Origin of the sequence: Streptomyces sp. NBC_00775, from assembly GCF_036347135.1 — a bacterium.
In the GTDB taxonomy this organism is placed as follows: domain Bacteria; phylum Actinomycetota; class Actinomycetes; order Streptomycetales; family Streptomycetaceae; genus Streptomyces; species Streptomyces lutosisoli.
The window spans coordinates 8,691,385-8,716,997 of sequence record NZ_CP108938.1; the positions used below are offsets into that span (position 1 = coordinate 8,691,385).

Here is a 25,613-nt window from a genome sequence, read left to right on the forward strand (position 1 = left end):
CACCTTCCATCAATGGTTGGTTGCGTTCCGTCGGTCCGTGACGAACAGGTCCTCAGCCCGTGACCACCAGGCCGACGATCTCGTCGTCCGAGAACCAGACACGTACGTCGGGCCGTCCCCCCGCGAAGGCGGTGTGCACCGCCTGGCGGATCTCGGGGGACGGGGTGTTGAGGTTGCGCCATGCCCCGGACACGTACAGCCGGAGCCTGGGCGGGAGTTCACGCGGATACGGCAGCAGCTCGTCCCAGTACCGCTCGGCCTGGCCCGAGCCGACCGCCTCCGGCAGCAGATGGGTGACCGCCGCCTTGATGTCCGGCCGGTTGCCGATCCGCTGGGAGGCGGGCCGGCCCGGCGCGTCCTGCTGCGGGGAGCCCGTGGCCCGCAGCACCGCGCGCGCACGCTCCGGGGACATCGGTTCCTGCCCTGCCGCCCTGAGCATGCCTTGCAGTGCGGCCAGGGCGCCGACCACCACCGGGGAGGCGGAGGAGGTCCCGGAGAACGTGTCCGTGTACCAGCCGATCTCCTCGGCGCCGCCCTGCAGATCGCCGGGCCGGTCCCAGAAGCCGCCGGTGGTCGTGACCTCGCGTCCCCAGCCCTGCGCGTCCACGCGTGCCCCGTAGTTGGAGAACGCGAGCCGTGAGCGGTCCGGGCCGTGGTCGCGGCCGTGCGTGCCGGGCGGCGGTGCGCCCGCGCCGACCAGGACCGCGCCGGAGGACTGGTTGGAGGGGTTGAAGGGGTTGCGCCACCACTCGGGGAACTCGGCGGGGCGGCGCTCGTACACCGCGTCGTCGAGCGACTCGGCGCCGTTGCCCGCGGCCGCCACGACGAGGACGCCCTTGGCGGTCGCGTACCGGATGGCCGCGAAGTTGTCCGGCCACCACTCGATCGCGATGTAGCCCTGCTGGTCGTCGCGCTGTTCGAAGTCGAACCGCGGCCCTGGAGCGTGCAGTTCGATCAGGAGGATGTCGCCGGGGCCGAGCCGGTCGGCCGCCGCGTGGATCGCCGCCGCCGAGCCGATGCCCTGGAAGGACGCGGCCGCGGTCACGGCGTCCGGCACGACGCCGGTGATCCCGGACTCGCCCTGGTCGCCACCGATCACCCCGATGACGGCGGTGCCGTGGTTGCGCCAGGCGAGGTCCGTCAGCGGGGTGCCGACGACCACGCCCGCGAGCTTCGCGGCCAGGTCCTCGTGCCCGAGCTGCCAGGCCCCCTCGACATCGATCACCGTGACGCCCTGGCCCGTACCGCCCGGCCGCTGCCAGGCCCAGTACGCGTCGATGCCCTCGGGCGCGGGGCGCAGATAGCCTTGGCGGCTGGTGAAGTCGGGGGTGACGGGCGCCCCTTCCTTCATGCGCCGGCTGTCGTCCGAACTCTGCCCGACCGAGCCCACCGAGGCGGGTACGGCGCCGGGCTTCACGTACGCCGTGTCGATCTCCGGCAGTGCGGCGATCCGAGAGCGCAGCTCCTGGGCGCGGCTCGCGACGCCGCGTACCCGGTAGAACAGCGCGAGGTCGGGCCCGCTCTCGGTGCCCGCCACCGCGGACTGCTGCTGCGACTGCTGGAGTCGCTCCTCGCTGCCGAACAGCGGTTCCAGGGCGAGCTGTTCGTCGCTGAGGAACATGTTGAGGGCCGATACGTCCGCGCCCACCGCCGAGTGGACGCCCTCGGCCCGGGCGCGCAGCCTGGCCTCGGGGCGTGCGACGACGATCAGCTCCTGCTCGGCTCCTCGGTAGGTGAATCCGGCTCCGTCGGGCCCCGGCCCGGACGTTCCCGGGCCCTGCGCCGGCTGTACCTGGTCGGTCATCGCGTACCGCTCCCTTCGATCCCTGCGGGTGCCGGTCCATGCGTGTGCTCTGCCGTGCCGTGTCGCGCTCCGTCGCGGGACGACGCGGTGCCATGTCCCGTCCCCGGGCCGCGCCTTCGGGGCACAACCTGGCACGCCCACAGCGACTCGTCCACCCCGTCTTCGCCAACTCGGTTTGAAAACAAGTTGAATGGGGAACCCTGTGCAATCCGTCTTGAAACAGATGTCACGGAGTAATCCGGCCAAAGGCTGCGGAGGCGTGTGTCATGTGATGGGGTGGCAGCGGCTGTTGACCCCTCGGCCGGTGCGAACCGGCCCCTTGCGGAAGGACGCTCCATGCACCGTTCCTTCGCACGTCGAAGACTGCTCACCGCCACCGCCGCGCTCGGAGGAGCGGCGCTCCTCGGCGGCACCGCCCACGCGGCCGAGGAGCACCGGCCCGCCCGGTTCCCGCTCCCCAACGGCTTCCAGCCCGAAGGGATCACCATCGGCTCCGCCCCGTTCGCGTACTTCGGTTCCCTGGCGAACGGCGACATCTACCGCGCGAACCTGAACACCGGGCGCGGGGGTGTCATCAGCGAGGGCCTCGGCGCCGAACACCCCACCGTGGGCCTCAAGACCGACCGGCACGGCAGGCTCTTCCTCGCCGGCGGTGCCGGCGGCGAGCTGCGGACGGTCGACGCCCGCAGCGGCGAGATCGAGAAGGTGTACGCCGTCGGGGGCACCTTCGTGAACGACGTGATCCTCACACCGGACGCCGCCTGGTTCACGGACTCCTACCAAGCGAGGCTCTACCGGCTCGCGCTGGGCAGGCACGGCGAGCCCGGAGCCGTCACGACCGTGCCGCTCACCGGTGACTGGGAGCAGGGCAGCGGCTTCACCGCCAACGGCATCGAGCGCACGCCCGACGGCCGTGCGCTGCTCGTGGTGAACACGGTCGCGGGCGGCGGCACACTGATGCGGGTCGAACCCCGCACGGGGGCGGCCACCGTCGTGGACCTCGGCGACTCCCGACTCCCCAATGGCGACGGCCTGTTGCTCCTGGGCCGCACCCTCTACGCCGTCCAGCAGGCACAGAACCTGATCGACGTCTTCCGCCTGAACGCCGCCGGCACCCGGGGCACGGCGATCGCCCGGATCACCGACCCGCGCTTCAGGATCCCGACGACGGTCGCGGCCTGGGACGGCCGGCTGTATCTGCCGAACGCCCGCTTCGACGTTGAGCCGACGCCGGACACGGAGTACGACGTGGTGGCGGTGGACCAGGTCTGACGGGTCTGAGACGACTCAGGGGCGGTACGCGTCCCGCGTACCGCCCCCGCTGGTTCAGTCCTCCGAGGAATCCTCGGAACCGGAACCGGAACCAGAACCGGTCTCGGAACCGGCATCGGTCCCCGCGTCGGCCTCGGTCCCCGCGTCGGCCTCGGATCCCGCGTGCGGCTCGGATCCCGCGTCCGGCTCGGATCCGGCGTCCGGCTCGGATCCGGCGTCCGTCTCGGGCCGCTGCGGCTTCGGCGGCCGGGTGCGGCCGCCGGGGCCGTCGCGGAGGTACGAGGCCGAGTCGCCGGACTCCGTCGCATGGCCCCCGGCCTGCGCCGCCGGACCGCTGCCGTCCCTGCGGCGCAGATAGCGCTCGAACTCGCGGGCGATTGCCTCGCCCGACGCCTCCGGCAGCTCGGCGGTGTCCCGGGCCTCCTCCAGCGTCTGCACGTACTCGGCGACCTCGCTGTCCTCGGCGGCCAGCTGGTCCACGCCCAGCTGCCAGGCCCGCGCGTCCTCGGGCAGCTCGCCCAGCGGAATGCGCAGGTCGATGAGGTCCTCCAGGCGGTTGAGGAGGGCCAGCGTCGCCTTCGGGTTGGGCGGCTGCGACACATAGTGCGGTACGGCCGCCCACAGCGACACGGCCGGTACGCCCGCGTGTGTGCACGCCTCCTGGAGGATGCCGACGATGCCCGTCGGACCCTCGTACTTGGTCTCCTCCAGGTCCATGGTGCGGGCCAGGTCCGGATCGGACGTGACCCCGCTGACCGGCACCGGACGTGTGTGCGGGGTGTCACCGAGCAGCGCGCCCAGGATCACCACCAGCTCGACACCCAGCTCGTGCGCGAAGCCGAGGAGCTCGTTGCAGAACGAGCGCCACCGCATCGACGGCTCGATACCCCGGACCAGCACCAGGTCGCGCGGCTTCTCGCCGCCGACCCGGACCACCGACAGACGCGTGGTCGGCCAGGTGATCTTGCGTACACCGCCGTCCAGCCACACGGTCGGGCGGTTCACCTGGAAGTCGTAGTAGTCCTCGGCGTCCAGCGCCGCGAACACCTCGCCCTTCCATTCCCTGTCGAGATGCGCGACCGCGGCGGAGGCAGCGTCGCCGGCGTCGTTCCAGCCTTCGAACGCGGCCACCATGACTGGGTCGATCAGCTCGGGAACCCCCTCCAGCTCGATCACCCAGCGCCTCCTTCCGACGTGCCCTCGCGTACGCCCCAACCTTACGGCGTGCCGAGGGGACCTCCGCAGCCCCCTTACACGGGGGAGTGAACGGATCACTGCCCCGCCGACGCCCCGGAAACACCCGTGATCGTCACCCTGAACCACGCCCAGTGATCCGAGCTGTCCTTGGTCATCCCGTCGCCGGCTTCGAGGACGTCCGGCGCCCGCGCCCGGCGCGCGAGGCGGTCGGCCCCGGTGCACCACCCGGGTTCACCCACTCGTGTGGGGGTACGCCGATTCGGCGCCGGGCGGCGGACGGGTAGGGAACTCTTCGTCGGGTGAGCGGAGTTGCCCCCAGGTCAGGTGTGCGGCGAGCCGGAATCGCCTATCTGGCCCTGCTCGGCGTCGGAACCGTGGGGGCGTTCCTGGTGGCCCCGCACCTGGACGACCCGGCATCCGTGTGGCAGTTCACAGGGTCGACCGCAGCCACTGTTCCACGCTCGCGATGTGCACCGTCGCCCACGACCGGGCCGCCTCCGCGTCACGGTCGCGCAGGGCGCTGAGGATCGCGCGGTGCTCGTGCAGGGTGCGGCTGACCGCGTCCTCCTGGGTCAGGCCGCGCCAGATGCGGGCCCGGGTGGTGGGCCCGGACAGGCCGTCGAGGAGGGAGCACAGCACCGAGTTGCCGGAGCTCTGCACGATGCCCCGGTGGAACTCCAGGTCGCAGCCGACGAGTTCCTCCACCGACGGCGCGCCACCGAGGGCGTCCAACTGGGCGGTCAGCGCGTCCAGTTGCTGCTCGCTGATGCGCGAGGCCGCCATCGCCGTGGCGGCGGGCTCCAGGATCCGGCGCACCGCGAGGAACTCCAGCACGGTGTCGTCGCGGTGGAAGTCGACGACGAAGCTCAGCGCCTCAAGGAGGAGTTGGGGATCCAGGCTGGTGACATACGTGCCGTCGCCCTGGCGTACGTCGAGGATGCGGATCAGGGAGAGCGCGCGCACCGCCTCCCGCAGCGAGTTGCGGGACAGCCCGAGTTCGGCGGCGAGCTCGCTCTCCTTGGGGAGCCGGTCGCCGGGACGCAGCGCGCCGGAGACGATCATTCCCTTGATCTTTTCGATCGCCTCGTCGGTGACTGCCATGGCGGGCCTCCCTGTCGTTCAGACATCCGATGTCTCACGCCATTATGGGGGTTCAGTGGGCTGAACGGGGTGAAAGTCCGATGTCAGCTCAGGCGAGCGCCTCCAGATCGGCCAGGGCCGCCACCTCGTCGAGCGTCGTGAGCGTCCGGTCCCGCATCAGGATCCTGCCGTCGACGACCGTGTCCCGTACGTCCGCCGAGTGCGCGGCGTACGCGAGCGTGGACCACGGGTCGTGCAGCGGACGCAGATGGGGTGCGTTCAGGTCGAGCACGATCAGGTCGGCGCGCTTGCCCGCCTCCAGGGAGCCCAGGTGGTCGCCGAGCCCCAGCGCGCGGGCGCCCTCGACGGTGGCCATCCGGACCGCCTGCTCGGCGCCGACCGCGGTGGGGTCGCCGGCCGCCTTGTGGACGAGGGCCGCCTGCCGTACCGCGCCCAGCACATCCAGGGTGTTCGAGCTGACCGCGCCGTCCGTGCCGAGCCCCACGGTCACCCCGGCGCTGAGCAGCCGCGGCACCGGCGCGATACCGCACCCGAGCTTCAGATTGGAGACCGGACAGTGCGCGACCGAGGTACCGGTGCGGGCCAGGGCCGCGATCTCGGGACCCGTCAGATCCACGGCGTGCGCGAGCAGCAGATCGGGGCCGAGCAGTCCGAGCGAGTCGAGCAGTTCCACGGGGCGCTTGCCGTAACGCACCTCGACGGTGGCGACCTCGGTCGCGTTCTCCGCCGCGTGGATGTGCAGCAGCGCGCCGAACTCCCGTGCCAGTGCGGCGATGCCGGTCAGCTGCTCGGGCGTGAGCGTGTACGTCGAGTGCGCGAAGAGCACCGGACGGGTGCCGGGCTTCGCCGACCCCCGGTCGGCCAGGTCGCGCCGGGCCCACGCCAGACGGTCCTCGTACGCGATGCCGTCCGCCGGGTCCGGTACGTCCATGAAGGTCGGACCGGTGTGCAGGCGCCAACCCGTCTCGCGCGCCACGCGCTCGGCCGCCTCATGGAACCAGTACATGTCGAGCGCGGAGGTCACCCCGGCCCGTACGCTCTCGGCGATCGCGACCCGCACCGCCGCGGCCACGTTCTTCGCCGACAGCAGCTCGGTCTCCCAGCGCACCACCCGCTCCAGGAAGCCCTGAAGGGTGACGTCGTCGGCGCGGCCGCGCAGCAGCGTCATCGCCAGGTGGGTGTGGGTGTTGACGAGGCCGGGCAGCACGAGACAGCCCGTCGCGTCGAGGGTCTCGGCAGCGTCGTAGCGGGCGCGCAGCTCCTCGGCGGGGCCGACTTCCCGGATCTCGCCGTCGCGGACCGCGACCGCTCCGGAGCGCAGGACGGTCCCGGCCTCGTCGACCGTCAGGACGTCCCCGCCGTGGACCAGCAGATCGGCGTGCTCGCTCACGCGGCGGACTCCTCGTGCTCCTCGGCCAGCAGGCGCAGCGCCTCCAGGGACACCACGGCGCCGCGCTCGACGCCCGCCGCGACGACATCGCGGTGCGGGTTGTAGCCGCCGGTGTTCTCCTCGTCGACCAGATCGTCCGCGTTCGCGCCGTCGACGACGAGCACGCCGCCCGCGACCAGGCCCCGCAGCGAGGCGGTGACCAGCAGCGCGGACAGCTCCATCTCGATCGCCGCGAGGCCCGCGTTGTCGTACGCGGTGAGCGGGATCAGCCCCGGCTGGAAGGCCGCCCGTGTCCAGACGAGCCCCCGGTGGTGCGGGGCGTCCGCCGCGCGGGCCGCACGCTGGAGGGCGAACACCGCCTCGGGGGACGACACCGCCGGGTACTCGGGCGGCAGCAGCTGCTGGGTCACACCGTCGTCCCGTACCGCCGCCTCCGCGATGACCAGGTCGCCGTCACCGATACCGGCGCGCATCGCGCCCGCCGTACCGAACCGCAGAAAGGTCGTGACGCCCGCGTCGGCCAGCTCCTGGAAGAGCAGGATCGCCCCCGGCGCGCCGACCCCGTGCGAGGCGACGGTGACCGGCAGACCCTTCCAACTCCCGCTGAACACACGGTATTCGCGGTGGTACGAGACCTCCTCGGCCCCGTCCAGCAGCGCGGCGACGGCCGCGGCACGCGCCGGGTCGCCGACGACCAGGGCGTACGGCGGCAGGCCGGTGCGCGGTATGCGGGTGATCGGCAGCAGGTCCTGGGCGGTCATGAAGCGGCTCCAGCGGGGCGGGTACGGCGACGGCGGCGGGCCGTCGTGAGGAAGAGGGCGCCGAGCGTGACGACGTACGGCGCGGCATCGGTCGCCTGCTGCGGCAGGCCGAGCCCTTGCAGCCGGAAGCCGGCGGCCTCGGCGAGGCCGAAGAGCAGCGCGGCGAGCAGTACGCCGAGAGGCAGGGCGCGGCCGAGCATCACGGCGACGACGGCGATCCAGCCGCGGCCCGCCGTCATGTTCTCGGAGAACAACGTGACGTTGCCCAGAGCGAGCTGGGCCCCGGCGAGCCCGCACAGCACACCCGAGACCAGCACGGCCGCGTACTGGTACTTGGCCGGGCTCACCCCGAGTGTGGCCGCCGCCTCCGGGGCCTCGCCGACCCCGCGCAGCCGCAGCCCCCACACGTGCCGCGAGAGCATCAGCGCGGCCACACCGACCGCCGCCCACGCCACATAGGCGAGCGGCGAGAAGCCACCGACCAACGGCAGCCCGGCCAGTGACGGATCGTCAAAAGTGCCCTGCACACCGAAGACCGTACGCAACAGGAAGCTGGTCAGGCCCACGGCGAGGAGGTTCATGGCCACTCCCAGCACCACCGCGTCCCCGCGCAACGTCACCGCGCCCACGGCGAGGATCAGGGAGTACGCGGCGGCGGCGAGCGCGGCCGCAAGGACGCCGAGCCAGGGGCTGCCGGTGAACCAGCTGGTGGCCACGGACGTGAAGCAGCCCATCAGCATCATGCCTTCGAGGCCGATGTTGAAGACGCCCGCGCGCTCGCAGATCGCGCCGCCGAGCGCGGCCAGCAGGATCGGGGTGAGCGCGCGCAGCGCGGACATGAGGAGATCGGAGTCGAAGAACATCAGACGGCCTCCCGCTGCTGACGCGACCTTCGGAACCACCTGCGCGGAAGGCTCAGCCGGGCGGCCAGGAAAACGATCACAATGGCTTGAAGCACCTGCGTCAGCTCGCGCGGCACCTCGGTCGTCCGCTCCATCGAGAGCCCGCCGACCTGAAGCATCGCGAAGAAGAACGACGCGAGGACCGTGCCCAGCGGGGCCGCGCCGGCGAGCAGCGCCGCGGTCAGCCCCGTCCACGTGTAACCGGGAGCGGTGAGCGCGCCGTCGAGGAAGCGGTACGGGAAGCTCAGCACCCCGATCGCGCCGACGAGCCCGGCGAGGGCGCCCGACGTGGCCATCAGCCGCAGCGTCAGACCCTTGCGCTCGACGCCCGCGTACGCGGCGAAGCGGGAGTTGAGGCCGGTCATCCGGATCTCGTACCCGATCGCCGTGCGCTTGTCCGTGAACCAGTACGCGGCCGCCGCGAGAACCACCAGCAGCAGCCCGGCCGTCACGGTCGACGAGCCGAAGGCCGGCAGCGCGACCCCGTCCGGCAGTTGCCGCGTCTGCGGGAGGCTGGAGCCCGGCTCCTTGAGCGGATAGCGGGCCAGGTAGGAGGCGAGCGAGGACGCCGGATAGCTGAGCAGCAGGCTGCTGACCAGGAGCGGCACACCGAACCGGTTCTCGCACAGGGCGGCCAGCGCGGCGTATCCGGCGCCGGCCGCCATGCCCGCGAGCAGCGCGAGGACGACGGCGAGCGGCGCGGGCAGTGGCACGTACAGTCCGGTGACCGCGGCGGCCATCCCGCCGAGCACCATCTGCCCGTCGCCGCCGAGGTTGATGAGCCCGGCCCGCAGCGGAATGGCGAGCGCCAGCGCCAGACCGAGAACGCTGGTGGTGGTGGACAGGGTCGAGCCGATGCCGTCGGCGCCGAGCGAGCCGCTGAGGACGGCGCCGTACGCGGCGAACGGATCGGCCCCCGTGCCCACCAGGAAGAGCGCGCCGATCACGACCCCGGCGAGCACGGAGAAGGCGACGGGGGAGCGCAGGGCTCCCGCTATTCGGGTCATGGCAAGGCCTTTTGTGTCGTGCCGGGTCATGGCCAAGCCCTTTGTGTCGTGCTGGGTCATGTCAGTCGCCGACCTCCACCGGAGGCTTCTCCGGCTTCGCGCCGCCCGCCATCGCGAGCCCCAGCGTCCGCTCGTCCGCCGCTTCCTTGGTGTACGTGGCGGTGACCCGGCCCTCGTACATCACCAGCACCCGGTCGGCGAGAGCGCGGATCTCGCTCAGCTCGGCGGAGACGAGGAGCACGGCGTGGCCCGCGTCGCGGTAGGCGACGATCTCGTCGTGGATGTTCTGGATGGCGCCGATGTCGACACCTCGCGTCGGCTGCTCCACCAGCAACAGGGGCGCGCCGTGGGCGAGTTCACGGCCGATCAGCAGCTTCTGGAGGTTGCCGCCGGACAGCGCGGAGGCGGGCACCTCGGGGGTGGCCGCCTTGATGCCGAAGCGCTCGACGAGACGCCGTGCGTGGGCCCGTACGGCCGCGGGAGGCAGCAGCCCCCGTGCCGACAGGGACGTACGGTGATGGCCCATCGCGAGGTTGTCGGCGACGGACGCGGCGGGCGCGGTGCCGACCGCGTGCCGGTCCTCGGGGACGTACGCGAGGCCCTTGGCGCGCCGCTCGGTCGCGGAGGCGTGCGTGATGTCGTGGCCCCGCAGCGCGATCCGCCCGGCGGTGACGGGCCGCAGCCCGGCCAGCGCCTCGACCAACTCGCTCTGGCCGTTGCCCGCGACGCCCGCGATGCCGACGATCTCGCCGGCGCGGACGGTGAGCCGGACACCTCGTACCGCGTCCGTGCCGAGGTCCTCGACCTTCAGTACCTCGTCGCCCGGGGTGCCTTCGGCGTGTACGCGGTCCAGCTCGACCGCGCGGCCGGTCATCGCGGCCGCGATCTCGTCGGCGGAGGTCTCGGCGGTGATCAGCCGGGCGACGACCCGGCCGTCCCGCAGCACGGTCACGTTGTCGCTGCCTTCGAGGACCTCGCGCAGCTTGTGCGTGACAAGGATCACCGTACGGCCCTGCGCGGTCAGCGACTTGAGCACCGCGAACAGGGCGTCGGCCTCGGCGGGGGTCAGCACCGCGGTGGGCTCGTCGAGGATGAGCGTACGGGCGCCGCGGTGCAGCAGCTTCAGGATCTCCACGCGCTGCCGCAGCCCGACCGGGAGATCGCCGACCCGGGCGTCCGGATCGACGGCGAGGCCGTGCTCCTCGGCGAGTTTGCGCACCCGGCGCCGCGCCGCCGCCCGGTCGACCAGACCGAAGCGGCGCGGCTCGGCGGCGTAGACGACGTTCTCGGCGACCGTCAGCGAGTCGAACAGCTTGAAGCTCTGGTGGACCATGCCCAGCCCGGCGGCCATGGCGTCACCCGGGTCGCCGAAGGACACCTCGCGCCCGTCGATCCGTACGGAACCCGCGTCCGGCCGCTCCATGCCGTACAGGACGGACATGAGCGTGGACTTGCCCGCGCCGTTCTCGCCCATCAGGGCGTGGATCTCGCCGCGCCGGACGGTCAGGTCGACACAGTCGTTGGCGAGCGCGCCGGGGAACCGCTTGGTGATTCCCCGGAGCTCGACGGCGACCTCGGCGACCTCGCCGACCTCTGCGGTTCCGGCGACGGAGTCGTCAGCTCGCTGCCGGGTCATCGACCTTCAGCTCTCCGGACACGATCTGGTCGCGCAGCGCCTTGACCTTGGTCAGGACGTCCTTGTGCTGGGCGATCACGCACTTGGAGGTGTCGACACCGGCCTCCAGACCCGTCAGGCTGATGCCGCCCTCCTTCAGGCCGTACGAGACGGTCGTGCCCTCCTTGCCGCCGAGGACCGCGTCGATGCCCTTGCGCACGGCGACGTCGGTGCGCTTGATGACGTTGTCGACGACCGTGCCCGGCGAGGAGACACACTGGTTGACGTCGACGCCGTACGCGTACGCGCCCTTGGCCTTCGCGGCCTCGAAGACGCCGTAGTTGCCGGCCGCGGCGGCCGCCATGATCTGGTCGGTGCCCTTGGACAGCAGCGAGTTCGCCTGCTCCTTGGCGCGCGCCGAGTCGTCGAACGGGGACTGGCCGCCGACGAAGCGGGTGGAGGTCGACGTCTTGGCGGCGACCTTCTTGGCGCCGGCCGCGAACGGGTCGCTGTAACGCCGGAACTGGGGCGTGTCGAGCACGTCCACCGCGCCGACCTTGCCGCTCTTGCTGAGCAGCCCGGCCTCCGCGCCCGCGAGGTACACGCCCTCGTGCTCACGGAAGACCGCGCAACTGACGTTCTTGTACGTCTTCGTGGTGCACGCGTCGATCATCAGGAACTGCTGGTCGGTGTGCGCCTTGGCCTGCTGCGCCACCAGGTCGGCGAACTCGAAGCCGACGAGCACGATGACGTCGGGCTTGGCCTCCACGGCGGCCTGCACGTTCTGCTGCTGCGAGGCGGTGTCCGAGGACTCGTAGACCTTCTGCGTCCCGTCGTGCGCCTTGGCCGCGGCCTTCACCCCGTCGACCGCGAGCTTCAGGAACTCGTTCTGCCCCACGGCGTCGGGCGTGACCAGCGTGAAGGACTTGCCGCCGCTCTTGGCGCTGTCGGACGAGGTGTCCTTGGCGGCCGCGTTGCAGGCGGTGGCGAGGAGCGCGGTGCCCGCGGCGAGGGCGGCGAACTGGAGGGAACGACGGGATCTGCGAGGCATCGGTGAACCTTCCGGAGGTACGGCGAACCGCGCTCTGGGGGAGGGGAGCGCGAGAGGGTGAGGGCGAACGTCGGCGCTGACGGGTGCGGGTCAGCCGCGACAGACGTCGCTGGCGCACCGGCCGTGGTCGAGGAAACGGCGCATCGTGAGCAGCACGCGTCCTCCTTCACATCGGCCTTCGGGCTGCGGGTGCTGGACTGTAACACCGGTTTCAGGACACCTGCCCGGCTGTCTCGAACTGTGGTTCTTCGAGGTCATGTACGGTTGCGCGCACCCTCGGATCATCAGGAGTGCCCCGCTATGCCCCAGGAACTGCGAGCGGTCGACTGGACCGGAAACAGCCTCGCGCTCATCGACCAGACCGTGCTGCCGCACCGCACCGAGACCGTCGAAATCCGTGACGTCGACGCGCTGGTGGACGCGATCCAGCGGCTCGTCGTGCGGGGCGCTCCGGCGATCGGGGCGGCGGGGGCGTTCGGCGTGGCGCTGGCTCTGCTCCAGGGCGAGCGGGAGGGCTGGGACACCGGCCGGGTGCGCGCGGAGGTCGCCCGCATCCGCGAGGCACGCCCCACCGCCGTGAACCTGATGGTGTGCGTGGACCGGGTGATGACCCGCTTCGACGAGGGTATCGAGGCGGTTCTCGCGGAGGCCGCGGCCGTGCAGCGCGAGGACGTCGAGGCCAACCGCGCGATGGGGGCGTACGGCGCGGACTGGCTGCTCAAGCGGGTGGGGGTGGACCGGCCGCTGCGGCTGCTGACGCACTGCAACACCGGCGCGCTCGCCACCGCGGGCTGGGGCACGGCCCTCGGTGTCATCCGCGAACTGCATGCGCGCGGCCAGGTCGAGGTCGTGTACGCCGACGAGACGCGACCCCTGCTCCAGGGCTCCCGGCTGACCGCCTGGGAACTGGTCCAGGAGGGCATACCGCACTACGTCCAGGCCGACGGTGCGGCGGCCGGCACCATCCTGCGCGGCGAGGTCGACGCCGCCATCGTCGGCGCCGACCGCATCGCCGCGAACGGCGACACCGCCAACAAGGTCGGCACCGTGGGCGTCGCGCTGGCCTGCGCCGACGCCGGCATACCGTTCCTGGTCGCCGCCCCCACGACGACGGTGGATCTGTCGACGGCCTCGGGCGCCGACATCCACATCGAACTCCGCGGCGAGGACGAGGTGTTGGAGTGGTCCGGGGTCCGCACGGCTCCCGCGGAGTCCCGCGGCCACAACCCGGCGTTCGACGTCACACCGGGGCGCCTGGTGACGGGTCTGGTGACGGAGCGCGGCGTGCTGACGGTGTCGGCGGGGGAGCTGCCGGGGGATCACTTGCGGTAGCGGTGCGGGTCGTTGAGGCCCGTTCGAGGCAAGAAAAGGCCGCGGTCCGTTGACACTCCGGACCGCGGCCTTTCGCTGGGCTCAGCGTCCCGTCAGCTCCAACTCCAGCAGCCACTCGACCACTTCGGTGTGGTGCCGCGCCTGACGCGGATCCGCACCCCACACGTACAGCCCGTGGCCCGCGACGACCACCGCGGGCATGCGCGGGTCGCGCGCCGCCTCCAGGCGGTCGCCGAGGACCAACATGTCCTGGCTGTTGGTGATGACAGGGAGGGTGACCTCGACGTCGTGGGCGGGCTGGCCGACGCCCTTGAGCATCTCCACGTCCTTGAAGACGATGCCGCCCGGTTCGCGTCGGCCCATGGCCACGGACGCGACCGTGTGGACGTGGACGACGGCACCCGCACCGGTGAGCGCGGCGACGCGCGCGTGCAGCTCGGCCTCGGCGGACGGCTTGCCGCCCGAGACGGCGGCGCCGTTCCCGTCGACCAACACCACGTCCGCGGGCGTCAGTTCACCCTTGTCGTGCCCGCTCGCCGTGACCGCGAGGCGCAGCGGATCCCGGGACAGGACCACCGACAGATTGCCGGACGTGCCGCGCATCCAGCCGAAGGAGGCGAAGCGGGCCGATTCGGCGGCCAGGACGGTGCCCGCCTCCTCCAGGTCCAGGGCTGAGATGTCGGCGGTCATGTGGTGCTCCTTGCGATGGTGATCGCGTCGAACGTTCCCGCCTCGGGGTGATCGCCGACGCCCTGCTCGTAGTACGGCTCCCCGGGGCGGCGTACGCCCACGGCCTGCCAGCCCGCGGCACGCGCCGCGTCCAGCTCGCCCGGCCGGTCGGAGAGGAAGAGGATGCGGCCGGGGGCGGCACCGATGGCGGCCGCGATCGTCGCGTACGACTCCGGCTCCTGCTTCGGCCCCGCGTTCTCCGTGTCGTACAGCCCCTCGACGAGCGGCAGCAGATCGCCCTCGGGGGAGGACCGGAACCACGCGCGCTGCGCGGCGACGGAGCCCGACGAGTACACGTGCAGGCGGACGCCCGCGGCGTGCCAGCGGCGCAGCGCCGGGACCACGTCGTCGTAGAAGTGCGAGACGAGCTCGCCGCGCGCGAAGCCCTCGGACCAGATGAGGCCCTGGAGGGTCTTGAGCGGGGTGGCCTTGCGGTCCTCGTCGAGCCACTCGTTCAGGGCCTTCTCGACGCGTACGGCGTCGGCGTCCGGCTCGCCGATCAGCTCACGCACCTGCGCGACCGCCCGCAGCACATCCGGATCACCGCTCCGCTCCGAGAGCACCGCTCCGAAACGAGAGCGCGAGTACGGGTAGAGCACGTCCACGACGAACCCCGTGGCGCTCGTGGTGCCCTCGATGTCGAGCACCACGGAGTCCACGTCGAAGTGCGACGTCACGCGGCGGCCCTGTCCCGCTGGTACCCGGCGTCGATCGTGTCGTAGTCCGGGAAGCGGGAGGCGATCGTGGAGCCGGTGAAGCTGCCGATCCAGCCGTCCTCCTCGTGGAAGAAGCGGATCGCGGTGAAGGCGGGCTTCGTGCCCATGTCGAACCAGTGCGTCGTGCCGCGCGGCACGCCCAGCAGGTCGCCCTTCTCGCAGTACACCGCGTGCACCTCGCCGTTCACATGGAGGTAGAAGATCCCGGATCCCGAGACGAAGAAGCGGACCTCGTCATCGTCGTCGTGGGTGTGCTCCTGCAGGAACTTCTCTCGCGCGGCCTTCGCCTTGGCCGGGAACCCGGGGTCGTCGCTCGGGTGCAGACCGAGGACGTCGACCGTGGTGAAGCCTTCCTCGGCGTTCAGCTTGTCGATCTCCGGGCCGTACGCGGCGAACACGGTGTCGCTGTCGGCGTCCGCCGGCACGTCCGCGCGGATCGGCCACTGTTCGTAGCGCACCCCGATCGGCGCGAGTGCCGCGGCGATCTCGGCGGGGTCGGAGGTACGGCGCACGACGGACTCGGGTCCGGACTCGGGCCAGGTCGTCAGCAGGGTCATGGGAGCAACTCCTGGAAGCTGGAAGGGATGTCCGGATACCGAGACAAGCACCGGACGGGCGGGGGAGGAAGAGGGCGAGACGGCGAGCGGCGGCGGACGGCTCGTCAGCCGCGACACATCGCGCCGGGACAGCACCGCATGCAGGGCATGCGCAGCGCCGTCGCGCGGGGAGTCGTCATCAGGGCCTCACTGTGCCGGGTCGGGTGCCGGTCCCGTGATGGTAACTCCAGGGTGCGCGGCGACCAGCTGTGACGTCGCCGTTGTCTCACCTGTCGAGAAACCGCTTCCATTGTTTTGACGGCTGACTGAAATCGTTCCCATGATCTGCATATGAAGACGCTGCTGCTCGTGCGGCGGCTGTACGTGGACTTGCTCCGGTCGACCACAGCCCGCTGTCGCTGACCTCACCCGGAGCGCCAAGTCGCCCGAGCCCCCTGGGCTCCCGCCGTGTGTGCGGTAGAGGCGCGTTCCCTTTCGATGCTCCGGGTCAAGCACGCCCTCTTCCCTTCACCCCTCCGCACTGCACTGCACTGCCCTGCTCCTGGAGCCCTTCATGTCACGTACCCGCGTCCCTCTTGCCGCGCTCTCGCTCGCCTCCGTGTCCGCGCTTCTGCTCGCGGGCTGCTCCCAGTCGTCGAACGCCTCGCAGAGCACCGGCGACAAGGCCGCCTCGGCCTCCGCCGCGACCGGAAAGAAGCCCGCCCCCTTCAGCCAGGGCACCGTCAAGGTGGCCCTGGTCCGGCAGAGCGGCGCCGGCGACTACTTCGAACAGTGGGGCAACGGCGCCAAGGCGCAGGCCAAGGCCCTCGGTATCGACCTGACCGTGTACGACGCCCAGGCCGACAACGCCAAGCAGGCCACCGACCTGTCCTCGGCCGTCAACTCCGGCGCGCAGGCGATCATCGTCGACCACGGCTTCCCGTCCACGATCCAGCCCGAGATCGACAAGGCCGTGAAGAAGGGCATCAAGGTCGTCGTCTACGACGTCGACCAGACCAACAAGTCGGTCGTCAGCACCGAGCAGGACGACGCGAGCATGGCCCAGGCCGTCCTCGACGTGATGGCCAAGGACCTCGGCAAGAACGCCAAGGTCGGCTACGTCAACGTCGCCGGATACGCCGCCCTCGACAAGCGCGACAGCGTCTGGAAGTCGACCGTCGACGCCAACGGCTGGAAGCAGCAGTTCAAGGTCGGCAAGGTGACCGACTCCACGGCCACTGACAACGTTCCCCTGGTCTCCGCCGCGCTCACCCAGCACTCCGACGTGACGGGCGTCTTCGCCCCGTACGACGAGCTGGCCAAGGGCACCGTCCTCGCCGTCCAGAACAAGAAGCTCCAGGACAAGGTGAAGGTCTTCGGCGCGGACGTCTCCAACGCCGACATCCAGAACATGACCGCCAAGGACAGTCCGTGGGTCGCCACGGCGGGCACCGACCCGTCCGCGGTGGGCGCCGCCGTGGTCCGTACGGCCGCCCTGGAGCTGGCCGGTCAGCTGAACAAGACCTCGGTCGAGTTCCCGGCCGTCGCGATCACCCAGGACTTCCTGAAGAGCAAGCGCATCGAGAACATGGACCAGCTGCGGGAGGCGCTGCCCGCGCTGAACCTGTCCAAGGTGAGCACCGCGGACTGGATCCCCAATGTCGCCCACTGACACCCCTGTTGAGACCGTCCCGGCGGTAGGCCTCCGTGACGTCAGCATGGCCTTCGGCGGCAGGACGGTGCTCGCCTCCGTCTCGCTGGACATCGCCCCGGGCAGCGTCGTCGCGCTGCTCGGCGCGAACGGCGCGGGCAAGTCCACGCTGATCAAGATCCTGTCGGGGGTCCACACGGACCATGGCGGGGAAGTGTGCGTGAACGGCGAGCCCGCCGCGCTCCACTCCCCGCTGGCCGCCCGCCAGCTGGGTATCCAGACCGTGCACCAGCGCATCGGCGAGGGCATCGTGCCCGGCCTCACGGTCGCCGAGAACCTGGTCTTCGAGGAGCTGGCCCAGGCGCGCGGCAACCCGTTCCTGGGCGGGCGCCGCGTACTGGCCCGCGCCCGCGAGATCCAGTCCGCCCTGGACCTCGGCTGGAGTGACTCCGTTCTCAAGCGGGATGTCACCGAACTCGGCATCTCCGACCGGCAGTTGCTGATCCTGGCCCGCGCGCTGGCCACCCGCCCACGGCTGCTGATCCTCGACGAGCCGACCTCCGCGCTCTCCGCCGCCGAGGCGGAGCGCCTCTTCGCGCTCGTCGAGCGGATGCGCGACGACGGCATCGCGGTGCTGTACGTCTCCCACCGGCTCGGTGAGATCGACGCGCTCGCCGACCGGCTGGTCGTCCTGCGAGACGGCCGTCTCACCGAGGACCAGGCCAAGCCCTTCGACTGGGACAGCGCCCTGCGCGCCATGCTCGCCCAAGCGCAGGAAGCGACGACCGCACGGCCCCAGAAGGCGGGGCGTCAGGGCGAGGTCGTGCTCTCCCTGCGCGGTGTCCCCTTCCTCGACGGCCACACCCCCCAGAACCTCGACCTCCGCGCGGGCGAAGTCACCGGTGTCGTGGGCCTGTTGGGCGCGGGCAAGACGGAGCTGGCCCGGGGCCTGTTCGGCGCCGAGCGCTTCACCGGGGGAGCGGTCGAGCTGGACGGCGCGCCGTACGAGCCGCGCCGCCCGGCCGACGCGATCCGCAGCGGCGTCCACCTCGTACCGGAGGACCGGCACACGGACGCGCTGGTGCCCGGCTGGTCGCTGGCGCAGAACGTCTCGCTGCCGTTCCTCAAGTCCCTGTCCACGGCGGGACTGGTGAGCCGGACCAAGGAGGACGCGCTCGGCCGTGCCGCCATCGAGCAGCTCGGTGTCGTCGCCCGTGACGAGCACAGCACGGTCGAGGAGCTGTCCGGCGGCAACCAGCAGAAGGTCGTCGTCGGCCGCTGGCTCGCCGAGAGCCCGCGTGTCCTCATCCTGGACGAGCCGTTCCGAGGTGTGGACATCGGTGCCCGCCGCGACATCGGCCGCCGGGCCCGCGCACTGGCCGCGGAGGGAGCCGCCGTCCTCGTCCTGTCCGCGGACGTGGACGAGGTCCTGGAGGTCGCCGACCGGGTCGTCGTGCTGGCCGCGGGCGAGATCCGGCTCGACGCGTACGGGGAAGACGCGGAGCGCGACCGTGTGATCCAGACCATTTCGGCATCCGTCTGATGCCCGACGATCAGGAGCCGTAGGGCACATGACCACCACCCAGAACACCGAGGCCCCGGCGAAGACGGCGACCCCGTCCGCCGGCGCCCTCGGCCCGCGCGTCCAGAACGCCGTCATCAAGTACGGCTTCATCTTCGTCACCGTCACGCTCTTCGCGTACTTCGGGATCAGCGAGCCGTCCTTCCGCGACTCGGCGACGCTCCTCGACACCCTCCGGTACGTCTCCGTCGCCGCGATCCTCGGCCTCGGCGTCACCCTCACCATGGCCGTCGGCGGAATGGACATGTCCGTCGGCGCCGTCGCCGGACTCGGGGTGACGGTCGCGGCGAAGACGATGGTCACGTACAACCAGGTCGGCACGGTCGCGATCCTCGCCGTCATCGCGGCGGGCGCGCTCGCGGGCCTGCTCAACGCCCTGCTGATCGTCGTCCTGAAGATCCCCGACATGCTCGCCACGCTCGGCACCATGTTCGTGATCCAGGGCACCAAACTCATCCTGGTCGACGGGCAGTCCATCACCCCCGGCATGACGCAGTCCGACGGCACCACCGCGCCCGGCAGGTTCACCGAGGGCTTCCTGCGCATCGACCGCGGCACGGTCCTCGGCATCCCCGTCTCGGTGCTGATCTTCGGCGCGCTGACCGTCGTCGCCTGGGTGTTCCTCGCCCGCACCCGCTGGGGGCGCGTGCTGTACGCGATCGGCGCCAACCCGGAGGCCGCACGGCTGGCCGGCATCCGCGTCGGCGCGTACCGGGCTCTCGCGTACGTCCTCTCCGGCGTCCTCGCCTCCATCGGCGGCCTGATCCTGGCCTCCCGCATCGGGCAGGGAGACGTCTCCGCCGGTACCTCCCAGCTCCTGGAGGCGGTCGCCGTCGCGCTGGTCGGCACGTCGGTGCTCGGCCGCGGCAGGCCCAATGTGTGGGGCACGGCCCTGGGCGCCGTCCTGATCGGCATCATCACCACGGGCCTGACCATCAAGGGACTGCCGTACTACACGCAGGACGTCGTCGAGGGCACGGTCCTCATCCTCGCCCTGGTCTTCAGCTTCACCCTGTCCAAGCGCCGCACCGCATAAGGGAGTTCACCGATGGGCTACCGCATCCTGGAGACCGGGGACGTCGCCGGCTATCTGCGCGAGCGCGGCCACTGGGGCACGGACGACCCCGTTGTCCGCGAGGTCTCCGACGGCAACATGAACCGCGTCTTCCTCGCCACCTCCACCGACGGCACCCGCAGCCTCGCCGTCAAGCAGGCCCTGCCCTGGGTGCGGGTCGCGGGCCCCTCCTGGCCGATGAGCCCCGAACGCGCCGACGCCGAAGCCCGCGCGTACGAGCAGGTCGCCAAGGTCGCCCCCGACAAGATCCCGGCGGTCCTCGGCTACGACTCGGACAACTACGCCCTCGTCATGGAGGACATGTCCGACCTGGAGGTCCTGCGTACGGTTCTCAACGACGGTGCGGCATACGGCACCGGCACCTCGGCCCGCATCGGCGAGTTCGTGGCCCAGCTGTCCTTCGCGACGAGCGACTTCGGCATGCCGTCGGCCGAACGCAAGGCGCTTATCGCGGCCTCGGTCAGCCCCGAACTGTGCAAGATCACCGAGGACGTGGTGCTGTCCGAGCCGTACATCGAGCACGAGCACAACCACTGGCACCCCGGCCTCGATGACCTGGCAGCCTCCTTCAAGGCGGACGCCCGCCTGCGCACCGAGGTCGCGGACCTCCGGCATGTCTTCATGACCAGCGCGCAGGCCCTGCTCCACGGCGACCTGCACACCGGCAGCATCATGGTCGGCGCACGCGAAGACGCCCCGGTGGTGCGCGTCTTCGACCCCGAGTTCTCCTTCGTCGGCCCGATCGGCTTCGACCTCGGCCTCTACTGGGCCAACACCCTGGTGTCGGAGGAACGAGCGAGGGCCCTGGGCACCCTGGCCGACCACGGTGACCAACTCCGCCTCTCCTGGGAGGGGTTCGCGACCGAGTTCCGCCGCCTGTGGCCGTCCCGCGTCGACACCTTCTTCGACGACGCCTACCTAGACCGGTTCCTGCGCCGTGTCTGGACGGAATCGATCGGCTTCGCCGGCGCGGAGATCGTCCGCCGCATCATCGGCTTCGCCCATCTCACCGACCTGACGACGCTGCCGGACCCGGTGCCCGCCTCGCGCCGGGCACTGCTGCTGGGCCGCGAACTGATCGTCAACGGGGCCGAGTTGACCGGACCCGACGACGTACGCGCCGTCGTGGAGGCGCTCACTCCCGCAGCGTAGAGGGCGCCTCGCGGCGCACCACCGGCGCGATCTCCTAGGCGAACCGCTGCAACGTCTCGGCGGAGCCCCAGGAACGGGATGGGACCGGTAGGGGCGGCGGGGGCGAGAAACCGCTGAGTACCCCTCAGGCCCGCTTCTGCCAGGCCCGCGCCAGCAACTCGTACGACCGAACCCGATCCGCGTGATCATGCGTAATCGTGGTGATGACCAACTCATCCGCCCCCGTCGCCCGCCGCAACGCCCGCAACCGCTCGATCACCGTCTCCACCGCCCCCACAAACTGCGTATCCACCCGATCAGCCACCAACTCCCGCTCCGCATCGCTCCATTGCCGCGCATACGCCTCGTCGGGCGTCGGGAACGGAATGGCTCCCTCCCCGCTGCGAATGGAGCGCACCCACGCCGCGTACCCGGCAGCCAGCCGCCGCGCGGAGTCGTCATCCGCTCCCACCACGACGTCCGCCGACACGGCGACGTAGGGCTCCGCCAGCGCCCAGGACGGCCGGAACGCCCGGCGGTAGGCCGTCACCGCCTCCACGACCGAGGCGGGCGAGACGTGATAGTTCGCCGCGAACGGCAGCCCCCGCGCCCCCGCCACCTCCGCACTCTCGCCCGCACTGCTGCCGAGGATCCACACGTCGACGTCCGCACCCGCACCAGGCACCGGACGCGCCTCGGTGCCGTCCTGGTCGACGTATGTGCCGGCCAGCAGCGCGAGAATGTCGGCGACCTGCTCCTCGTAAGCCGGAGCCTCGGCGCCCGGCTGCTGCAACAGGCTCAACTGGAGCCGGAAGCGCGGGGATTGGAGAAGCTGCCCGAAGCCGGTGAAGCGAGGCGGGAGATACAAGCCCTCGTCCGTGAACGTGCCCTCGGGCGAAGCGGACGCCTCAGGAGCCTTCCTGGGCCGCCCGGACCGCCCGAGCCCCAGATCGATCCGCCCCGGGAACAGGGCGTCCAGGATCCCGAACTGCTCCACGACCGACAGCGGTGTCTGATGGCCGAGCAGGACGGCGCCCGAGCCGACCCGGATCTCCCGGGTCGCCTGTGCCACGGCCTGGATCACCAGCGCCGGCACCGAGCTCGCCACCCCGGGATTGAGGTGATGCTCGGCCACCCAGTAGCGGCGGTAGCCGAACTCCTCTGCCGCGCGGGCCAGTTCGACAGTGTTGCGCAGCGCGGTCGGAGCGTCCGAGCCGGCGGAAATGGGCACGAGATCGAGCACGGAGAGGGGAACCGGAGGCATCCTCCTACTCTCGCTCCGGGACATTGCGGGCGTATGTACGCGGTATGGCAGCGTTCCGGAAGCCCCGTTCCGCCGATAACGAGGCCGCTTTCCCCGTGTACGAGCCCCCGTTCCCCCCCCGTGCCCGAACGTGCGAAAGGGGCGGCTCTCCCCCGTGGGAGCCGCCCCTCACATCACCGCAGCATCTGCTACTTCTTGTCGAGCAGGTCCTGCACCTTGCCCCGCACCTCGTCCGTGGCGAGACCGCGGATCGTCAGCGTCGTCCGGCGGCGCAGCACGTCGTCCGGCGTCTCGGCCCACTCGTTGTCCCGGGCGTACACGACCTGCGCCCAGATCTCCGGGGCGTCCGGGTGGACGCGCTCGCCCAGCTCCGGGTTCTCGTTCGCCAGGCGGGCGATGTCGAAGGCCAGCGAACCGTAGTGGGTGGCCAGGTGCTTGGCGGTGTCCGCCGCCATGCGCGGGCCGGGCGCCGGACCGTCGACCAGCAGGCGGTGGGCGACCGCGCGCGGGTTGGCGACGCCGGGGAGCGGAAGCTTCTTCGGCAGCTGGGAGATCGGCTCGAAGTCCTCGCCCAGCGGGTGGCCCGGCAGCGACTCCAGCTTCTGCATGACCGTACGGCCGATGTGCCGGAAGGTGGTCCACTTGCCGCCCGCGACGGAGAGCATCCCGCCGCGGCCTTCGGTGACGACCGTCTCGCGCTTGGCCTTCGACGTGTCGCCGGGGCCGCCGGGCAGCACGCGCAGACCGGCGAAGGAGTACGTGATCAGGTCACGGGAGAGCTGCTGGTCCCGGATCGAGAACGCGGCCTCGTCCAGGATCTGGGCTATGTCCTTCTCGTTGACCGCGACCTCGCCCGGGTCGCCCTCGTACTCCTCGTCGGTGGTGCCGAGCAGGAGCATGTCCTCCCAGGGGAGGGCGAAGGTGATGCGGTACTTGTCGATGGGGGTCGCCAGCGCGGCCTTCCACGGCGACGTGCGCTTCAGTACCAGGTGCGCGCCCTTCGACAGACGGATGGACGGCGCCGAGTTCGGGTCCTCCATCTTGCGCAGGTGGTCGACCCAGGGGCCGGTGGCGTTGAGCACGAGACGCGCGTCGACGCCGAACTCCTCGCCGTTCGTCCGGTCCTTGAGGTCCGCACCCGTGACCCGGCCCTTGGTGAAGCGCAGGCCGGTGACCTCGGCGTGGTTGAGGACGACGGCGCCGGACTCGACGGCCGCGCGGACCGTCATCAGAGCCATCCGGGAGTCGTTCATCTGGTCGTCGCCGTAGACCGCGACGGCCTTCAGGTTGTCGGTGCGCAGCTCGGGCACGTCCTGCGCGGCCTTCGACGGCGAGAGCAGATGCCCGACGCCGTCACCGAAGGCCGACAGGGCCGAGTACGCGAAGACACCCGCGCCCAGCTTCGCCGCGCCGTGCGGCCCGCCCTTGTACACGGGGAGGTAGAACGTGAGCGGGTTCGCCAGGTGGGGGGCCACCTGGCGGGAGACCGCACGGCGCTCGAAGTGGTTCTCCGCCACCAGCTTCACCGCGCCGGTCTGCAGGTAGCGCAGACCGCCGTGGAGAAGCTTGGAGGAGGCGGAAGAGGTGGCGCCGGCGAAGTCGCCGGCGTCGACCAGGGCCACCCGCAGACCGGACTGCGCGGCGTGCCAGGCGGTGGAGATGCCCAGGATGCCGCCGCCGATCACGAGAAGGTCGTACGTCGCCTTGGAAAGCTGCTCCCGGGTCTCGGCGCGGCTCGGGTTGGAGCCGGAGGCCGGGTGCGTACCGAGGGCAGGCACGGTCTGCGTGGTGGACTGACTGGTCATGCTGGTTCTTACTCCTCGTCCTCGATCCAGCCCATGGTCCGCTCGACGGCCTTGAGCCAGCTCTTGTACTCACGGTCGCGGGTCTCCGCGGCCATGTTCGGCGTCCACTCCGCGGCCCGGCGCCAGTTGGCGCGCAGGTCCTCGGTGTTGGACCAGAAGCCGACGGCGAGACCGGCGGCGTAGGCAGCGCCGAGGCAGGTGGTCTCGGCGACCATCGGACGCACCACGGGGGCGTCCAGGACGTCGGCCAGGGTCTGCATCAGCAGGTTGTTGGAGGTCATGCCGCCGTCGACCTTGAGGGCCGCGAGCTCGACGCCGGAGTCCTTCGTCATGGCGTCGGTGATCTCACGGGTCTGCCAGGCGGTGGCCTCCAGGACGGCGCGCGCGATGTGCGCCTTGGTGACGTACCGGGTCAGACCGGCGATCACACCGCGGGCGTCGGAGCGCCAGTACGGGGCGAACAGACCGGAGAAGGCCGGCACGAAGTAGGCGCCGCCGTTGTCCTCGACCGACGACGCGAGCGTCTCGATCTCGGCGGCGGACTTGATCAGGCCCATCTGGTCGCGCATCCACTGGACGAGCGAGCCGGTGACGGCGATGGAGCCCTCGAGGGCGTAGACCGGAGCCTGGTCGCCGATCCGGTAGCCGACGGTGGTCAGCAGGCCCGAGTACGAGTTGATGATCTTGTCACCGGTGTTCATCAGCATGAACGTGCCGGTGCCGTACGTGGACTTGGCCTCGCCCTCGGAGAAACAGGTCTGGCCGAACAGGGCCGCCTGCTGGTCGCCGAGCGCGGAGGCGACCGGGATGCCGCCGAGCAGGTCGCCGAGCTTGCCGCCGGTGACCTCGCCGTACACCTCGGCGGAGGAGCGGATCTCCGGCAGCATCGACAGCGGGACGCCGATGGACTCGGCGATCTTGTCGTCCCACTCCAGGGTGTGCAGGTTCATCAGCATGGTGCGGGAGGCGTTGGTCACGTCGGTGACGTGCTTGCCGCCGTTGACACCACCGGTCAGGTTCCAGATGACCCAGGTGTCCATGGTGCCGAAGAGGATGTCCCCGGCCTCGGCGCGCTCGCGCAGACCCTCGACGTTGTCGAGCAGCCAGCGGGCCTTGGGACCGGCGAAGTACGACGCGAGCGGGAGACCGGTCTCGCGGCGGAAGCGGTCCTGGCCGACGTTGCGGCCGAGCTCCTTGCAGAGCGCGTCGGTGCGGGTGTCCTGCCAGACGAGGGCGTTGTGGACCGGCTCACCGGTGTTCTTGTCCCACAGCAGCGTGGTCTCACGCTGGTTGGTGATGCCGATGGCCTTGATGTCGTCGCGGGTGATGCCGGCCTTCTCGATGGCTCCGGCGACGACTTCCTCGACGTTGGTCCAGATCTCGGTGGCGTTGTGCTCGACCCAGCCCGGCTTCGGGAAGATCTGCTCGTGCTCCTTCTGGTCGACGGAGACGATGCGTCCGTCGCGGTCGAAGACGATGCAGCGGGACGAGGTCGTGCCCTGGTCGATCGCGGCGATGAAGGGGCCGGCGGTGTGTGCGTCGGTCACGGGGTGCTCCTGAAGGTTCCGAATGGGAGGGGCTGTATCCACGGCGCGTGCTTTAAGCGGTGCTGGAAGGCGTGCGGCTCTTTAGCGGTGCTGTCAGCGGGTGCTCGGGCTGTGCGCCCGCAAGCTGCTGGGCAGCTTGCGGGCC

22 protein-coding genes are annotated in these 25,613 nt (G+C 71.1%); 6 read left to right on the top strand and 16 right to left on the bottom strand.

The window, feature by feature from the left end:
- Positions 1-52: 52 nt before the first annotated feature.
- Entirely contained in the window at positions 53-1,804 is a 1,752-nt protein-coding gene (locus tag OIC96_RS38595; RefSeq protein ID WP_330303377.1) for a S8 family peptidase, read from the bottom strand.
- A gap of 336 nt (positions 1,805-2,140) precedes the next feature.
- On the opposite strand from OIC96_RS38595, the gene OIC96_RS38600 reads away from it, so the two are divergent.
- Positions 2,141-3,076: an SMP-30/gluconolactonase/LRE family protein gene (locus OIC96_RS38600; protein WP_330303376.1), complete on the top strand. Its 936-nt coding sequence runs from the start codon at positions 2,141-2,143 to the stop codon at positions 3,074-3,076.
- Positions 3,077-3,130: 54 nt separating this feature from the next.
- Here the strand turns inward: OIC96_RS38600 and OIC96_RS38605 are convergent, their stop codons facing one another.
- The 9 genes from OIC96_RS38605 to OIC96_RS38645 all read right to left on the bottom strand — a co-directional run bounded on the left by OIC96_RS38605 (position 3,131) and on the right by OIC96_RS38645 (position 12,100).
- Entirely contained in the window at positions 3,131-4,252 is a 1,122-nt protein-coding gene (locus tag OIC96_RS38605; RefSeq protein WP_330303375.1) for a PAC2 family protein, read from the bottom strand.
- 95 nt (positions 4,253-4,347) lie between these two features.
- A complete protein-coding gene (locus tag OIC96_RS38610; protein WP_330303374.1) occupies positions 4,348-4,512 on the bottom strand; it encodes a hypothetical protein in 165 nt (54 codons plus the stop codon).
- A gap of 190 nt (positions 4,513-4,702) precedes the next feature.
- On the bottom strand, positions 4,703-5,374 hold the full coding sequence (locus tag OIC96_RS38615) for a FadR/GntR family transcriptional regulator (RefSeq protein ID WP_330303373.1): 672 nt from the start codon (positions 5,372-5,374) through the stop codon (positions 4,703-4,705).
- Positions 5,375-5,462: 88 nt separating this feature from the next.
- Positions 5,463-6,764: an amidohydrolase gene (locus tag OIC96_RS38620; protein ID WP_330303372.1), complete on the bottom strand. Its 1,302-nt coding sequence runs from the start codon at positions 6,762-6,764 to the stop codon at positions 5,463-5,465.
- On the bottom strand, positions 6,761-7,525 hold the full coding sequence (locus OIC96_RS38625) for a nucleoside phosphorylase (protein WP_330303371.1): 765 nt from the start codon (positions 7,523-7,525) through the stop codon (positions 6,761-6,763). The genes OIC96_RS38620 and OIC96_RS38625 overlap by 4 nt, the downstream gene beginning before the upstream one ends.
- Complete coding sequence (locus OIC96_RS38630) at positions 7,522-8,388, bottom strand: ABC transporter permease (RefSeq protein ID WP_330303370.1); 867 nt, start codon at positions 8,386-8,388, stop codon at positions 7,522-7,524. Before OIC96_RS38630 ends, OIC96_RS38625 begins: the two co-directional genes overlap by 4 nt.
- Positions 8,388-9,434: an ABC transporter permease gene (locus OIC96_RS38635; RefSeq protein ID WP_330310034.1), complete on the bottom strand. Its 1,047-nt coding sequence runs from the start codon at positions 9,432-9,434 to the stop codon at positions 8,388-8,390. The genes OIC96_RS38630 and OIC96_RS38635 overlap by 1 nt, the downstream gene beginning before the upstream one ends.
- 61 nt (positions 9,435-9,495) lie before the next feature.
- A complete protein-coding gene (locus OIC96_RS38640) occupies positions 9,496-11,070 on the bottom strand; it encodes an ABC transporter ATP-binding protein (RefSeq protein WP_330303369.1) in 1,575 nt (524 codons plus the stop codon).
- A complete protein-coding gene (locus tag OIC96_RS38645; protein ID WP_330303368.1) occupies positions 11,051-12,100 on the bottom strand; it encodes a BMP family ABC transporter substrate-binding protein in 1,050 nt (349 codons plus the stop codon). Before OIC96_RS38645 ends, OIC96_RS38640 begins: the two co-directional genes overlap by 20 nt.
- A 300-nt stretch (positions 12,101-12,400) precedes the next feature.
- Here OIC96_RS38645 and mtnA point away from each other — a divergent pair, with 300 nt between their 5' ends.
- On the top strand, positions 12,401-13,432 hold the full coding sequence (gene mtnA, locus OIC96_RS38650) for an S-methyl-5-thioribose-1-phosphate isomerase (protein WP_330303367.1): 1,032 nt from the start codon (positions 12,401-12,403) through the stop codon (positions 13,430-13,432).
- 81 nt (positions 13,433-13,513) lie between these two features.
- Here mtnA and mtnB read toward each other — a convergent pair whose 3' ends face one another.
- The 3 genes from mtnB to OIC96_RS38665 are packed head-to-tail and all read right to left on the bottom strand — an operon-like array spanning position 13,514 to position 15,434.
- Positions 13,514-14,122 (bottom strand): methylthioribulose 1-phosphate dehydratase, encoded by a 609-nt coding sequence (gene mtnB, locus OIC96_RS38655; RefSeq protein WP_330303366.1) that lies wholly within the window; start codon positions 14,120-14,122, stop codon positions 13,514-13,516.
- Positions 14,119-14,838 (bottom strand): acireductone synthase, encoded by a 720-nt coding sequence (gene mtnC / locus OIC96_RS38660; protein ID WP_330303365.1) that lies wholly within the window; start codon positions 14,836-14,838, stop codon positions 14,119-14,121. Before mtnC ends, mtnB begins: the two co-directional genes overlap by 4 nt.
- The gene (locus OIC96_RS38665) at positions 14,835-15,434 is read right to left on the bottom strand and encodes a 1,2-dihydroxy-3-keto-5-methylthiopentene dioxygenase (RefSeq protein ID WP_327427460.1); all 600 of its coding nucleotides are present in this window, start codon (positions 15,432-15,434) and stop codon (positions 14,835-14,837) included. Before OIC96_RS38665 ends, mtnC begins: the two co-directional genes overlap by 4 nt.
- A gap of 553 nt (positions 15,435-15,987) precedes the next feature.
- Here OIC96_RS38665 and OIC96_RS38670 point away from each other — a divergent pair.
- The 4 genes from OIC96_RS38670 to mtnK are packed head-to-tail and all read left to right on the top strand — an operon-like array spanning position 15,988 to position 20,873.
- Positions 15,988-17,085 carry a substrate-binding domain-containing protein gene (locus OIC96_RS38670; protein ID WP_330303364.1) on the top strand — a complete coding sequence of 366 codons (1,098 nt, stop codon included), beginning with the start codon at positions 15,988-15,990 and terminating at the stop codon, positions 17,083-17,085.
- Positions 17,072-18,607 carry a sugar ABC transporter ATP-binding protein gene (locus OIC96_RS38675; RefSeq protein WP_330303363.1) on the top strand — a complete coding sequence of 512 codons (1,536 nt, stop codon included), beginning with the start codon at positions 17,072-17,074 and terminating at the stop codon, positions 18,605-18,607. The genes OIC96_RS38670 and OIC96_RS38675 overlap by 14 nt, the downstream gene beginning before the upstream one ends.
- A 28-nt stretch (positions 18,608-18,635) precedes the next feature.
- The gene (locus OIC96_RS38680) at positions 18,636-19,682 is read left to right on the top strand and encodes an ABC transporter permease (protein WP_330303362.1); all 1,047 of its coding nucleotides are present in this window, start codon (positions 18,636-18,638) and stop codon (positions 19,680-19,682) included.
- Positions 19,683-19,694: 12 nt separating this feature from the next.
- Positions 19,695-20,873, top strand: coding sequence for an S-methyl-5-thioribose kinase (gene mtnK, locus OIC96_RS38685; RefSeq protein ID WP_330303361.1), 1,179 nt, complete (start codon positions 19,695-19,697; stop codon positions 20,871-20,873).
- Between the two features lie 124 nt (positions 20,874-20,997).
- Here mtnK and OIC96_RS38690 read toward each other — a convergent pair whose 3' ends face one another.
- The 3 genes from OIC96_RS38690 to glpK form a co-directional block, all read right to left on the bottom strand.
- Positions 20,998-22,116 (bottom strand): LLM class flavin-dependent oxidoreductase, encoded by a 1,119-nt coding sequence (locus tag OIC96_RS38690; RefSeq protein WP_330303360.1) that lies wholly within the window; start codon positions 22,114-22,116, stop codon positions 20,998-21,000.
- A 188-nt stretch (positions 22,117-22,304) separates the two neighbouring features.
- Positions 22,305-23,921: a glycerol-3-phosphate dehydrogenase/oxidase gene (locus tag OIC96_RS38695; RefSeq protein WP_327427453.1), complete on the bottom strand. Its 1,617-nt coding sequence runs from the start codon at positions 23,919-23,921 to the stop codon at positions 22,305-22,307.
- 8 nt (positions 23,922-23,929) lie between these two features.
- On the bottom strand, positions 23,930-25,468 hold the full coding sequence (glpK, locus tag OIC96_RS38700; protein WP_330303359.1) for a glycerol kinase GlpK: 1,539 nt from the start codon (positions 25,466-25,468) through the stop codon (positions 23,930-23,932).
- Positions 25,469-25,613: the final 145 nt, after the last annotated feature.

Coding starts and splice junctions, on each gene's coding strand:
- OIC96_RS38595 (WP_330303377.1), bottom strand. CDS start 1,804: ATGACCGACCAGGTACAGCCGGCGCAGGGCCCGGGAACGTCCGGGCCG.
- OIC96_RS38600 (WP_330303376.1), top strand. CDS start 2,141: ATGCACCGTTCCTTCGCACGTCGAAGACTGCTCACCGCCACCGCCGCG.
- OIC96_RS38615 (WP_330303373.1), bottom strand. CDS start 5,374: ATGGCAGTCACCGACGAGGCGATCGAAAAGATCAAGGGAATGATCGTC.
- OIC96_RS38625 (WP_330303371.1), bottom strand. CDS start 7,525: ATGACCGCCCAGGACCTGCTGCCGATCACCCGCATACCGCGCACCGGC.
- OIC96_RS38630 (WP_330303370.1), bottom strand. CDS start 8,388: ATGTTCTTCGACTCCGATCTCCTCATGTCCGCGCTGCGCGCGCTCACC.
- OIC96_RS38635 (WP_330310034.1), bottom strand. CDS start 9,434: ATGACCCGAATAGCGGGAGCCCTGCGCTCCCCCGTCGCCTTCTCCGTG.
- OIC96_RS38640 (WP_330303369.1), bottom strand. CDS start 11,070: ATGACCCGGCAGCGAGCTGACGACTCCGTCGCCGGAACCGCAGAGGTC.
- OIC96_RS38645 (WP_330303368.1), bottom strand. CDS start 12,100: ATGCCTCGCAGATCCCGTCGTTCCCTCCAGTTCGCCGCCCTCGCCGCG.
- mtnA (WP_330303367.1), top strand. CDS start 12,401: ATGCCCCAGGAACTGCGAGCGGTCGACTGGACCGGAAACAGCCTCGCG.
- mtnB (WP_330303366.1), bottom strand. CDS start 14,122: ATGACCGCCGACATCTCAGCCCTGGACCTGGAGGAGGCGGGCACCGTC.
- OIC96_RS38665 (WP_327427460.1), bottom strand. CDS start 15,434: ATGACCCTGCTGACGACCTGGCCCGAGTCCGGACCCGAGTCCGTCGTG.
- OIC96_RS38670 (WP_330303364.1), top strand. CDS start 15,988: ATGTCACGTACCCGCGTCCCTCTTGCCGCGCTCTCGCTCGCCTCCGTG.
- OIC96_RS38675 (WP_330303363.1), top strand. CDS start 17,072: ATGTCGCCCACTGACACCCCTGTTGAGACCGTCCCGGCGGTAGGCCTC.
- OIC96_RS38680 (WP_330303362.1), top strand. CDS start 18,636: ATGACCACCACCCAGAACACCGAGGCCCCGGCGAAGACGGCGACCCCG.
- mtnK (WP_330303361.1), top strand. CDS start 19,695: ATGGGCTACCGCATCCTGGAGACCGGGGACGTCGCCGGCTATCTGCGC.
- OIC96_RS38690 (WP_330303360.1), bottom strand. CDS start 22,116: ATGCCTCCGGTTCCCCTCTCCGTGCTCGATCTCGTGCCCATTTCCGCC.
- OIC96_RS38695 (WP_327427453.1), bottom strand. CDS start 23,921: ATGACCAGTCAGTCCACCACGCAGACCGTGCCTGCCCTCGGTACGCAC.